The sequence below is a fragment of the Ferdinandcohnia sp. Marseille-Q9671 genome, assembly GCF_976954385.1.
Map to the genome: position 1 here is coordinate 143,254 of NZ_CDRJTA010000002.1, position 13,513 is coordinate 156,766.

The 13,513-nt window shown below is 38.7% G+C and carries 10 protein-coding genes; 9 read left to right on the forward strand and 1 reads right to left on the reverse strand.

Features of this window, described 5'->3' with window-relative positions:
- Nucleotides 1–303 precede the first annotated feature (303 nt).
- From ACWNMY_RS12385 to ACWNMY_RS12410, 6 genes are all read left to right on the forward strand, one after another.
- Nucleotides 304–1,389 (forward strand): D-alanine--D-alanine ligase, encoded by a 1,086-nt coding sequence (locus ACWNMY_RS12385; RefSeq protein ID WP_449538582.1) that lies wholly within the window; start codon nucleotides 304–306, stop codon nucleotides 1,387–1,389.
- A 306-nt stretch (nucleotides 1,390–1,695) separates the two neighbouring features.
- A complete protein-coding gene (locus ACWNMY_RS12390) occupies nucleotides 1,696–3,069 on the forward strand; it encodes a UDP-N-acetylmuramoyl-tripeptide--D-alanyl-D-alanine ligase (RefSeq protein WP_449538583.1) in 1,374 nt (457 codons plus the stop codon).
- Between the two features lie 251 nt (nucleotides 3,070–3,320).
- Entirely contained in the window at nucleotides 3,321–4,028 is a 708-nt protein-coding gene (locus ACWNMY_RS12395) for an alpha/beta hydrolase (RefSeq protein ID WP_449538584.1), read from the forward strand.
- A 516-nt stretch (nucleotides 4,029–4,544) separates the two neighbouring features.
- The gene (locus ACWNMY_RS12400; RefSeq protein WP_449538585.1) at nucleotides 4,545–6,050 is read left to right on the forward strand and encodes a DEAD/DEAH box helicase; all 1,506 of its coding nucleotides are present in this window, start codon (nucleotides 4,545–4,547) and stop codon (nucleotides 6,048–6,050) included.
- A gap of 144 nt (nucleotides 6,051–6,194) precedes the next feature.
- Nucleotides 6,195–6,674, forward strand: a complete 480-nt coding sequence (locus tag ACWNMY_RS12405) for a PH domain-containing protein (RefSeq protein WP_449538586.1) — start codon at nucleotides 6,195–6,197, stop codon at nucleotides 6,672–6,674.
- Complete coding sequence (locus ACWNMY_RS12410) at nucleotides 6,664–8,133, forward strand: PH domain-containing protein (protein ID WP_449538587.1); 1,470 nt, start codon at nucleotides 6,664–6,666, stop codon at nucleotides 8,131–8,133. Before ACWNMY_RS12405 ends, ACWNMY_RS12410 begins: the two co-directional genes overlap by 11 nt.
- A 39-nt stretch (nucleotides 8,134–8,172) precedes the next feature.
- On the opposite strand, the gene ACWNMY_RS12415 is transcribed toward ACWNMY_RS12410, so the two are convergent.
- Complete coding sequence (locus ACWNMY_RS12415; protein WP_449538588.1) at nucleotides 8,173–8,892, reverse strand: rhomboid family intramembrane serine protease; 720 nt, start codon at nucleotides 8,890–8,892, stop codon at nucleotides 8,173–8,175.
- A 184-nt stretch (nucleotides 8,893–9,076) separates the two neighbouring features.
- Between ACWNMY_RS12415 and acpS the strand changes: the two genes are divergently transcribed.
- From acpS to ACWNMY_RS12430, 3 genes are all read left to right on the forward strand, one after another.
- Entirely contained in the window at nucleotides 9,077–9,436 is a 360-nt protein-coding gene (gene acpS, locus ACWNMY_RS12420) for a holo-ACP synthase (RefSeq protein ID WP_449538589.1), read from the forward strand.
- Between the two features lie 341 nt (nucleotides 9,437–9,777).
- Nucleotides 9,778–10,794, forward strand: coding sequence for a LolA family protein (locus ACWNMY_RS12425; RefSeq protein ID WP_449538590.1), 1,017 nt, complete (start codon nucleotides 9,778–9,780; stop codon nucleotides 10,792–10,794).
- A gap of 288 nt (nucleotides 10,795–11,082) precedes the next feature.
- Complete coding sequence (locus tag ACWNMY_RS12430) at nucleotides 11,083–13,464, forward strand: immune inhibitor A domain-containing protein (protein WP_449538591.1); 2,382 nt, start codon at nucleotides 11,083–11,085, stop codon at nucleotides 13,462–13,464.
- Nucleotides 13,465–13,513 lie beyond the last annotated feature (49 nt).

Below are 13,513 nucleotides of genomic sequence, written 5' to 3' on the forward strand. Positions count from 1 at the left end.
AAAGGTTCGTAATGTGCAATTAATCCTTCTCAAGGCGCAATTATAGAATAAGAGTACAATTCCATGCTGCGACGGATCAATTCATGATGAGTGAAGGTGCAATTATGCTAAGGAACGGCGCAATTCCCTCCCATACAGGTAACCAGCTCCGCAAAAAAACAATTCCATTGACAAGAATGAGCCTAGACAGACACATTTCTAGACTCATGTAATAATTTATAGAAATGTTATGTAAATGTTATATAATATAAAAGCGTGTTAATGTTAAAATAAAGGGTATATTGACTTTTTAGGAGGAAGCTTATGAAAGTGAAATTAGGCTTACTATACGGAGGGAAATCAGCTGAGCATAAGGTTTCTTTACAAACTGCATTAGCTGTTATAAAAGCATTAGATCATTCAAAATATGATATACATCCTATTTATATATCGGAACAAGGTGAATGGATTCGTGGAAATCAACTTACAGGTCCAGTGGATGATGTGAAGAAGTTGGTCCTTAAGGAAGAAGGAACACCTGTATCACCCGTTTCCTTAAATGCTGCGTTATTTCCAGCACAACAATCAGAAGCTCATGAAGCAATCGATGTTGTGTTTCCATTGCTACACGGACCAAATGGTGAGGATGGAACGGTTCAAGGTTTGCTTGAACTAGTGAATATTCCGTATGTAGGAAATGGAGTGCTAGCATCTTCTGCAGGTATGGATAAAGTTATTATGAAAAACATTTTCGGTCAAGCAGGATTGTTACAAGCTAACTATGTTTCATATGTGCGTAGCGAGTGGAAGCAAAATCCTGAAGTAGCGTATACGAAGGTCGAAGAGGAATTAGGATATCCTTGTTTTGTGAAGCCAGCAAACCTTGGGTCAAGTGTTGGGATTAGCAAGGCTACTGATCGTGAAAGTCTTGAAAAGGCATTTGAAGAAGCATTCATGTTTGATCGCAAAGTTATTATTGAAGAGGCCATTATTGGTCGAGAAATCGAGATAGGCGTACTTGGAAATGACAACCCAAGTTGCTCGGTTGTTGGGGAAATCGTTCCGAAAAAAGATTTTTATGATTATAAAGCAAAATACGAAGACGGGGATACAGCGTTAATTATTCCAGCTGACATTACCGATGAACAATACGAAACAGTAAAAACAGAGGCAATCAAAGCATTTAAAGCACTCGATTGTTCTGGTCTAGTAAGAGCGGACTTCTTCTTAACGAAAGAAGACAAAGTAATCATTAACGAAGTGAATACGATGCCAGGTTTTACGCCGTTTAGTATGTTCCCGTTACTTTGGCAGGAGGCAGGCGTTAGCTATCCGGAATTAATTGAAAGATTGGTACAGCTAGCACTTGAGCGCCATGCAGAAAAACAAAGTATCAAATATACGATTTAACTTTTTTTAGCAAAATCCCCACTTCTATATGTGGGGAGATGAATGTGAAAAATCAGTGAGGATATAAATTCCGTGAATAAAGTTAAAGCCTCCGGCGGGTGCCTAGATTTTTTAGTGGAAGCTTTTCAGCAAAGTATCAAAGACTAAGAACCACCCTGTGGCAACGTCTTTGTGACCCACCTTGTGTGGTCCAAAAGAATTCTGGGCATAAATACGCCAAGGCGCTTCTGATAGGCAGACAACTAGAAACACTATTCTACTTTGAATAGTGTTTCTTCGTGAATAACGATAAAAGGAGAGAATCCTGTGATAAAAAAAACTCTACATCAAATTGAAAGAATGGCAAAAGGTGAAAGATTAGAACAACGCTATCAAGACGTTGTTATTGAAGGTGTTTCCATCGATACAAGAACAATTAAGCCCGGAAATTTGTACATACCGATCATAGGTGACACATTCAATGGGCACAAATTTGTTGATGCAGCAATTACGAACGGTGCAGCTGCTGTTCTTTGGGGAAGTGACCAACCGAATCCACCAAAAGAGATACCCGTTATATTTGTAAAAGACACATTAGAAGCACTTCAAACTCTTTCGAAGAGTTATCGTGATGAGCTATCGGTTAAAGTAGTTGGAATCACAGGTAGTAATGGAAAGACAACAACAAAGGATATGGTGACAGCTGTTTTATCAACTAAGATGCGAGTTCAAAAAACAGAAGGGAACCTGAACAACCATATCGGTTTACCGCTTACAATATTAAGGCTGAAAGAAGATACAGAAGTAGCCGTACTTGAAATGGGAATGAGTGCACGTGGAGAGATTGAATTTCTTACTCTACTAGGCCGTCCCGATGTAGCGGTAATCACGAATATTGGGGAATCTCATATGCTTGATCTCGGCTCTCGCGAAGGAATTGCAGAAGCAAAGCTTGAAATTGTTGATGGATTGGCGCAAGATGGTTTATTGATTTACCACGGTGATGAACCTTTATTAACGGAACGCGTAAAGAATATGGAAATATCTACTGTTACATTTGGAGAATCTAAGCAAAATGACCTTTATCCACTAGTTATCAAACAGGAAAACGAAGGTACCCATTTTTCAATAAATGCTCAGGCAGATAAACAACTCTATGTTCCTGTACTAGGAAAGCATAACGTGAATAATGCCATGGCTGCCATTTCGGTAGCACAATATTTTCATTTAACATGGGATCAGATTGAAAGTGGTTTAAAACAAATTAAAATCACAAATATGAGACTAGAGTTAATTGAAGGAATAAATGGAATTAAATTAATTAATGATGCTTACAATGCAAGTCCATTATCAATGAAAGCTGCAATAAGCTTAGTACATGATTTGCAAACGAACGGTAAAAAATTCGTTGTGTTAGGGGATATGCTAGAGCTTGGTGAAAATGAAAATGAGTACCATCAGGAAGTTGGACGTTTTATTGAACCAGAAAAGGTTGATTATGTGTTCACCTTTGGTGCTTTAGGTGAGCATATAGCTATAGGAGCACAACAGAAGTTTCCAAACGAACGGGTATATGCATATCAAGACAAATCACAATTAATTGAGAAGTTAAAAACCATTTTATCTGAAGAAGATATCCTTCTAGTAAAAGGCTCAAGAGGTATGAAACTAGAAGATGTTATAAATGCCTTTAAAAAGTAATCCAAAGAAAAAAGCTCGCCAGTTGGAGAGCTTTTTTCTAGTTAATTAATGGCAGGATAAGTAAGATAGTTAGTAGGATACCTAAGGAGTATGAGAAGAGTTCTTTGATAAAGTCTTTTGAGTTTTCGTTGAAAAGCCTGTCCATTAATATACCTCCTAAAATAGTTCTTATTAATTAGTACGTTTGAAAACGAGAAATGTTACAAAAATATTACGATTATTTCATTTTTGTCATAAAGGGGAGTTTTTTCGTGATTGGCTGTCTATTCATACATGGATTTACTGGGGCTCCATATGAGGTAGAACCACTAGCAGAGTATATCCGTACTAAAACTGATTGGATTGTAAAAACGCCTACTTTACCTGGGCACGGGGAGACCCTTCATTTAAAAGGGGTTCGTCATTCAGAATGGATTTCTTATGCGGAGAAGGAATTAGTTTCACTCCTCGATACATGTGAGAAGGTATATGTAATTGGTTTTTCGATGGGGGGGCTTATTGCCGGATATCTGGCAACTCGTTATCCAGTTCAAAAATTAGTCTTACTCAGTGCGGCAGCCTATTATATTAATCCCAAGCAGCTAGTAGCTGATGTGAAGGGAATGATTCGTGAAGGTCTAGGAAGAACGCTGAACCAAAATGAGTTATTTTTACGATATAAAAAGAAAATAGTAGACACACCGCTATCTGCGACTATTGAATTTCGAAAATTAGTGAAGAAAATTCGACCCCAGCTTCACCAAATACATACCCCAACCTTAATTGTTCAAGGGGAATGCGATGGAATCGTTCCGGTAAAAAGTGCGCATTACCTCTATAACGTAATTGGATCTTCAGAAAAAGAACTGGTTTTATTGCCATGTGCAAAGCACCATGTCTGTTATGGCGAGGACCAAGAAAAACTTATTAACGAGGTTGATTCATTTTTACATGAATCACAAAGAGAATGTCTATACTAACTGTAGATTGACAGATTGACTTATTACTACGTATTGACTGGTGTTATGTCCTTGTACTTAGGGCTTTTAAAATGAGTGTCGTATAACCAGTGCAATGTAAGATCATACTTACAAAACCATGTCTTTTACTAAGATCACTGGTAAGTGAATTTTCACTTTATTGCATTTCGTAAGTGGTAGTGGTAAGATAACAACTACAGTGTTAAAAAGGGCATAGTATGTTATACATGTGGAAGACGCCCTTTTATTAACTTTTTGGACGTGAACCCTGAGGGCATTACTTCCGTAATTTCACGGAAAATGTCCTTTTTTTAAGCAGAATTTGATTCTGGTCTACTATATATACTAGGCAGATGCCTACCTATCACATCTATCTTCATGTGTAGGTTTTGTGATCATGATACAGACATTTGTATCCAGCTTAAACGATTTTTCGAGGCGTAAGCCCAGTGTCTATACAGATTTCCCGTCTAAATAGTCAATTTGTCATTGTACAAATAGATTAGCAAAAGGAGTATGAAAAAATTGGCAACATTTAATGAATTAGGGATTAGTCAGGATTTAATGAAATCGATTAGCAAGATGGGGTTTGAAGAAGCAACTCCAATCCAAGCTCAAACGATTCCATTAGCACTTAAAGGGAATGACGTAATTGGTCAAGCCCAAACAGGAACAGGAAAAACAGCAGCATTTGGAATACCTCTTATTGAAAATATTGATGTAAAAAACGATAATATTCAAGGGATTGTTATTGCGCCAACGCGTGAGCTTGCAATCCAGGTTTCGGAAGAACTCAATAAAATAGGACACTTTAATCGCATCCGTATTTTACCAATCTACGGTGGGCAAGATATTTCTCGTCAAATTCGCTCGCTTAAAAAGTACCCACATATTATTGTTGGTACACCGGGTCGTGTTATTGACCATATCAACCGTAAAACTCTAAAGCTTCAGAATGTAAAAACAGTGGTATTAGATGAAGCGGATGAAATGTTAAACATGGGCTTTATTGAGGACATTGAGGCAATCTTAAAGGGAATACCTGATGAAAGACAAACATTACTTTTCTCAGCAACAATGCCAGGACCGATCCAACGAATCGCTGAGCGTTTTATGCGCGATCCTCAAGTTGTTAAAGTAAAGACCAAAGAAGTAACTGTACCGAACATCCAACAATACTACCTAGAGGTACAAGAAAAGAAAAAGTTTGATGTGTTAACTCGTCTATTAGATATTCAATCACCTGAATTAGCTATTATTTTCGGACGTACAAAGCGTCGTGTAGACGAACTTTCAGAAGCATTGACTCTAAGAGGTTATGCAGCAGAAGGTATTCATGGTGACCTAAGTCAGGCAAAACGTATATCTGTCTTACGTAAATTTAAAGAAGGTTCAATCGAAGTATTAGTTGCAACAGACGTTGCTGCACGTGGATTAGATATTTCTGGTGTGACTCACGTGTACAATTTCGATATTCCGCAAGACCCAGAAAGCTATGTACATCGAATCGGCCGTACAGGTCGTGCAGGTAAACATGGTATGGCTATGACCTTTGTTACACCGCGTGAAATTGGTCAACTTAAAAATGTTGAAAATACAACTAAACGCAAAATGGACAAAATGAAGCCACCAACATTAGATGAGGCTTTAGAAGGTCAGCAAAAAATGACGATGGAAAAAATCGTTTCAACAATTGAGGCTAATAACCTTTCTTATTACACTCGTATTGCTGAAGAGCTTTTAGAGGAGCATGATTCTGTATCTGTTGTGGCAGCTGCGATCAAGTTAATGACGAAAGAGCCAGACGCAACACCGGTCAAATTAACTGAGGAAGCACCTGTTCGTTCAAAGAGCAGTAGAGATAATCGTGGAGGAGATCGAGGCGGACGTGATCGTGGACGTTATAAAGGTGGACGTGACCGTGATCGTGGACGTGGAACAGGTGGACGTCAAGGTTCAGGCGGAAACCGTCCTTCTTCAAGTAGCAATCGTCGTGGAAACTTCCGAAAAAATGAACAGTAAATCCGAAAAACAGTGCAGCTCTGCACTGTTTTTTTTTTGCGAACTAAAAATATACAATTCCAGTTATCGACAAAATCCATTATACTGGTAGGATGAATAAGGAAAAAATTACTATGCGGGTGTGGGAGAGAGGTTAGCTATTTTATGAGAGACATACCAAAGAATCGAATAAGCGAACGCGCCTTAACAGTCTGGAAAACGGCAGCAATTATATCATCCATGATCGGTTGGGTAATAACAATCGCAGTCTTGGTCCTCACGATTATTTTTGATTGGGTGTTTTGGATTTTCGGGATATTAATCGCCCTTTCAATTATTGAGTCAATTCTATCTATATTTATTTTGCCGAAGCTAAAGTGGAAGCGATGGAGATATGAGGTACATGAACATGAAATCGATCTTCAACGTGGCGTTTTTATAGTTAAAAGAACGATTATCCCGATGAATCGAGTGCAACATGTTGACACACAGCAGGGTCCATTGCTTCGAAAGCACCATTTAGCAACTGTTACTATTTCAACAGCAGCAACTGTTCATGAAATACCTGCTCTTGATTTAGAGGAAGCAGATCAACTGCGTGATTCAATTTCAAGGTTAGCGAGGGTGGATGAAGATGATATCTGAACCACGTAGACTGCATCCGGTAGCGGGTTTTCTAAATTTCCTCAAAACATTGAAGGAAATGATACTGCCATTTATTTTTCTTTTTTTTGTGGGACCTGGAGACTCAGATGTTTACGATAAGTATTATCTATTGGGGGCATCTGTCGTTATTATCTTATTGCTTGTATTTGGTATTTTACACTGGTATAAGTACACCTATCGAATTGAAAATGGAGAATTGCGAATTGAATATGGTGTTCTCATCCGAAAAAAGCGGTATATTCCAATTGAACGAATTCAAACTATAGACGTTTCAGCTGGTATCATTCAACGTATATTTGGGTTGGTAAAGCTTCAGGTGGAAACTGCTGGCGGGGGAATGCAGGCAGAGGCTGTTCTATCAGCTATTAAAGAAGAAGAGGCCAGTCAATTACGTGAAATTTTATCAGGCTCAAAAAATAAACAGCAGCAAGAAGAAATAGAGACAGAGCAAACAAGGCCCACCTACCAGATAACCTCGAAAGAGCTATTGGTTCTTGCATCAACCTCAGGTGGAATTGGTATTGTTATTTCCGGCGTATTGGCCTTTCTGAGCCAATTTGCTGAGTATTTACCTTTTGAAAAATTATATGATACCGTAGAAAAATATGTTAGTTTGTCTGTATTAGTTTATATCGCTGTACTTGTGGCTGTGTTCTTATTGATTGCTTGGTTTGTTGGAATTTTGATAATGACACTACGGTATGCAAATTTTACAGTTGTAAAACGAGAAGACGAGCTCATCATTTCACGGGGTCTTATTGAAAAAAGACAATCAACGATACCTCTAAGTCGTATCCAAGCGATTCGAATCGGGGAAAATCTAATCAGACAACCGTTAGGATTTGCCACGGTGTACATTGAGAGTGCTGGAGGTTCACTGGATAAAGGGGAAGACTTTTCAACTGTTCTTTTTCCATTGGTGAAAAAAGCTGTCATCAATAACTTATTACAGCATTTTGTGCCTGATTATCAGATGCAGGAGATTGAAAATTATGTACCAACAAAAGCAAAGTGGAGATATATGATAAGGGGGATGCTACCTTATCTAGCACTTGTTCCAGGAATTGTTATGTTGTCTTATGTTTTTAGTTCTTGGGGTTACCTTGGCCTTCTTCTTTTACCACTAGGACTGTATTTTGGCTATAGTCGATACAAAGTAGCGGGTTGGAGGATTGAAGATAACCAGTTAACCTTACAGTTTCGTTTTTTTAGTAAAATAACGGTCCTTCAACACAAAAAACGTATTCAATCCCTGGATATGAAACAATCAGCTTTTCAAAGGAAAGCAGAACTTAGGTCGGTTCAAACCTTTATTAAATCCACCATAGGTGGCAAGAATTTTCAAGTTAAAGATTTGAATGACGCTGATTGCTGGAAAATATGGGAATGGTATAGAAAACGTAAGAACCAAATAGGCAAGGATATATCGATTGAATAGTAAAAAGGAGCTAAAGTCTATAAACTTTGCTCCTTTCTTTTATAGGAAAATTCCTATAAGCACTAAAATAATGATGATAATCCAGAATACATGTTTGAGTGAAAACTCTCTTGGAATTCTCATTCGCGGTCGATATGAGGAATCACCGGCTGTAATAATAAGTGATTGACTAGACGATTTGGGTAATACAAGTGGTGCTACTGCAGCGCCTGCCAGGAACCCAAATATATGGGCAACTATATTAACGTTTGTGTTTATGAACGTCATGACTAGACCAATCACTAGGATAGTGACGATAAGCTGTGAATTCATATGATTAATTAAATCTTTACGGAATACGACCATATACAGGTAAATACCAAACAATCCAAAGATAGCACCCGAAGAACCGACGTGAGCAAATTGGAGTGGCTCAATGTAGAAGGTTGCAAGGTTTGCAAGTACTCCTGTGATCAGATAAGCAAGAATAAATTTAGTTCTCCCTAACATCTTTTCTAAAGCAGGACCAAATAAGACAAGTGAGAAGGAGTTAAATAGCATATGTCCAAATCCACTATGGACAAAAATTGGTGTAACTAGTCTCCAGTACTCTCCCTCAGAGATTAAATAATTGAAACCAATCATATGTTGTAAAAGGGTTGTACCGAAGGGTAAAGGTAATAGTATCAAAAGCCAAAGAAAAATATGTATCCCGATTATTATTGATATAATAGGATATAATCGTAAAAATTGACGAAAGTTTTCAGTCCGTATAAACATCTTTACTCTCCTTTTAGTTGTTTACTTATCTTACTATATTCTCCAAAGGCAAGCTAACTTCCTGTTTCTCAATAACGAGTGAGATTGTAACACTAACTAAAGTTACTACTTGAGAAGTTGCGAAGATTAAATGTTTGTACAATCATATGTTAGTAAGTTTATTTATAGAAGAAGGGATTCTAAAATGATAATTGGAACAGGTATAGACATTGTTGAGCTTGAAAGGATTAAAAAAATTCTTCACAGGCAAAAAAAGTTTGTTGACCGAATTTTGACTCCGAAAGAAAAAGAAAAATTTTATAAACTTTCAGGGTCTCGTCAAATTGAATTTCTCGCGGGCCGCTTTGCAGTGAAGGAAGCTTATTCAAAGGCAGTTGGGACAGGGATTGGTGAGGGGTTACGTTTTTTAGATATTGAAGTTTTATCAGATGAAAATGGGAAGCCAATACTCACAAAACCTATGAATCATAAGGCCCATTTATCTATTTCACATAGTAGGGAATATGCAATTGCACAAGTAATTCTTGAAAGCTTGTCAAGCTAGTCTGCATATTACGCAACTTTGCCTCATATATTTTTAGTGCGGTAGGTGAGACAAGGTGTACGAGTATGGTGAACAGCTTTATTTAATCCGGTTACTGCTTCGGTAGGTAAACCAGAAGAAATGTATAAAGCTCAAAATGTGGGGGTCCTTATATGCACGGAAAGATTCCTTTTACTTTCATTCAACGAAGGGTCAAACTCCAATGAATGAAGTAAAGCCTCTGGCGAATGTTTCAGATCTTCAATCTGGTACAATACGCCAAGGTGTGTTTTATACTGTTCATCGTATCATACACTTTGTCTCGACCATAGTCGATAAGAGGCAAAGGGGTTGAAGAGGAAATGAAGAAAAAAGTATCATTGTTGTTATTAGGGCTACTCATTGCCCTTGTTCTCGCTGCTTGTGGAGAGAAATCACAGGAAGATGTGGTTAGTGCGTTAGATGAAAAGGTGCAAAAAATGACAGGCTATAAAGCAGATGCAAAGATGACGCTTCAAACTGGCAATGATCCACAGGTGTATGAAGTGGAAATCTGGCATAAGGAACCTACTTTTTATCGCGTTAACCTTAAGAACGCAGAAAAAGACCAAAGTCAGATGATTTTACGTAATGATGAGGGTGTGTTTGTGCTTACGCCTGCTCTTAACAAGAGCTTCCGTTTCCAAAGTGAATGGCCAGAAAATAGTAGCCAGGCATATCTCTTTGAGTCTTTGGTTCATGATGTAAAAGAGGATCCTGAGGCGAAATTCACGGCAACGAAGGACCATTATGTTTTTGAAACAAAAACGAATTACAAAAATAATAATATGCTGCCAACACAAGAAATTACATTTGATAAAAAGAACTTGTCACCATTGTCTGTAAAGGTAATGGACCCTGATCGCAAAGTGCTTTTACTAGTTGAATTCTCTAAAGTAGAATTTGATGCAAGCTTCGATAAATCAGCATTTGATGTTGAGAAAAACATGTCATCTGCACAAATAGACGAAATCCCTGTAATGGGTGAGGCTAACAAGGAGCCGTTACAAGTTCTTTACCCTGCAGAGGATGCAGTTGCTGGAGCTGAGTTAGTAGAAGAAAAAGAAATCGAAACAGAGAATGGCACACGCGTAATTATGACATTTGGTGGAGATAAAAACTTCACTTTAATCCAAGAAAGAGCCCGTGTTGCAGAGGTTGGTACGACAATTTCAGTTAGTGGTGAACCTGTCGACCTAGGATTCACAGTTGGGATTCTTTCAGATAAAGCACTAACTTGGACACACAATGGAGTAGAGTTTATGGTAGCGTCTGATGAATTAACACAAGAAGAGTTAATTTCAGTTGCCCGAACTGTACAAGGGAAAGCAGTAAAATAACACGAAACAGGCCTGGAGAACTAGGCCTGTTTTTTTATTTCTATAAATCTCGACAGTTTATTATATTAAAAACTTCATAAACCGAAGGATGTTGTCGGCTGAAGGTGATTCAACAATGAAAATAGCGAAAGAAAAATATTCTGCATATAGAATTTCTACAAATTTTTTCTAAAGTTCTTGATACAGTAAGTAAGCTGGCTAGTCCGAAAATGTGAGGGGTCTAGATAACTTACTATTTAGGCGGAAAAGGTACGGATTAAATAAACAATTACTAGGAGGGAATTGAAATTGAAGAAACAAAAAATTTTTACCACAGCACTAGCTTTATCTTTAAGTGTTGGACTATTAGCAGGTCCAGCAATATCACCCAATGCTAACGCATCAGATTTATCCTCAAAATTAGCTTCGCAAGGTTCACCAGTTGATCTTGGAATTGCAAATGACGAACGACTTATTGAAATGCTGAAGAAGAACGGAAAAATAGCCAAAGATGCTTCGCCGGCAGAAGCAGAAAAAGCCTTGGGTAAGTTTTTGAAGGCAAAGGCAGCCAACACTGGTCAAACAAAGGACAAGCTACCGAAAGGACTTGATGCAAATCTTAAATCTTCCGAAAAGTCAGGTGACAATGGCTTGAAGAACGGCAATGGTAACAAGCTTGGACAAGCTAAGAAAAATAAGGTTGATTCAGTTAAAGAAGAAGGTTATGACGGTGAGGTACGTAGTGACAAGGTTTTAGTCCTTGCTATCGATTTTCCGGACTATGAAAAAAGTTCGATTACTAAAGAAGAAACGGATATGTGGTATGAGGATTACACCGATGAACATTTCCAAAATATGATCTTTGGTGAGAATGGCTATGAAGGGCCGAATGGCGAAAACTTTATCTCTATGAAGCAATATTATGAACAACAATCAGGCGGAAGCTATACAGTTGCTGGAACTGTAGCTGGCTGGTACACGGCAGATCATCCTGCTGCTTATTATGGTGGGAATTATCCGACTCCAGATGGATCAGATTCTCGACCACGTACGTTAGTCTATGAAGCACTGAAAAAGGCTGGTCAGGACCCCAATGTTAATTTAAGCGAGTACGATGTTTGGGACCGTGATGACTACGATGGCGATGGTGTTTTTAATGAGCCAGATGGTATTATTGACCACCTCATGGTTATCCACGCAGGAGTAGGTGAAGAAGCTGGTGGTGGTTCTCTTGGAGGAGATGCGATTTGGTCCCATCGTTGGAACCTAGGCCAATTAACTGCAGTACCAGGTGGGAAATCTGATAGTGATCGTTTTGGTGGTCTCTTAGGTGCCTATGATTACACAATTGAACCTGAAGATGGAGCTGCAGGTGTATTCATCCATGAATTTGGACATGATTTGGGTCTTCCAGATGAATATGACACGGTTTATAGTGGATCAGGGGAAGCTGTTGCTTATTGGTCTGTAATGGCAAGCGGAAGTTGGGCTGGAGACATTGGAGGGACGGAGCCACCAGGTATGAGTCCATATGCAAAGGAAAAGCTTCAAGCTTGGCATGGCGGTAACTGGTTAAGCGGAACAGCGTTAAATGCTGACGAAATAACAAGTGATGGTACGACTGTACTCCTCGATGAGGGAGTAACAAAGGGCACGAACAATGATGCGGTGCGTATTGATTTGCCAGGAAAGCTAAATGTATTAAATACCCCTGCTGAAGGATCATATGAGTACTACGGTGGTAAAGGTGATGAAGCAGATCATAAAATGGTAACAACAGTTGACTTAACCAATGCAACAAATGCAACTCTTGATTTTGATGCTTGGTATAACATCGAACAAGATTGGGATTATGCTATGGTTCAGGTATCAACCGATGGTGCAGAAACTTGGGAGTCCCTTTCAAGTAATAGAACAACAAGTACGCTTGACCCTGATGGCTACCCAGAAATTTTGGAAAACCTACCAGGCTACACAGGTTCAAGTGATGGCTGGGTTCATGAAACAATAGATTTAAGTGCATATGCTGGTCAAGAAATTCAAATTCAATTCCGTTCAATGACAGACTGGGCGACAAACCTTGATGGATTCTTTGCAGATAATGTAAAGGTAACAGCAGATGGCACAGAAGTATTCTCTGACGGCGCAGAAGGTGAACCGAAATTTACATTAGATGGTTTTGAAAAGCATGACGGTAAATACACTACTAATCACTACTATTTATTAGAGTGGAGATCCCACAATGGTGTGGATGAAGGACTTGCTCATATTCGCCGTGGAGCGAGTTTAATGTCCTATGACCCAGGCTTAGTTGTATGGTATGTAGATGAAAGCTATGATAACAACTGGACAGGTGTACATCCTGGTGATGGCTTCCTTGGGGTTGTGGATGCTGATCAACATACTCTGTATTGGAGTGATAAAGCTGTAGCATCTTCTCGTTATCAAGTCCATGATGCTGCGTTTAGCCTAGATAAGTCGGAAAAGATGTTGTTAGATTATACTGACTTACTAGGAGTTACAATGAAAGATAACTTTTCACAACGTACACCTTTATTTAATGACAGTGCCGACTACACAAATGCAGGACATGTCGACGCAGGACGTAACGTCCCAGAATACGGACTGAAATTCCGAGTTGTTGGACAGAGTGATGATGGTACAGTTGGAAAGGTATTGATTTTTAAATAAAAATTAATAAGTAGACCCCTTTGAGTGAATCAAAGGGGTCTTTGAAGTG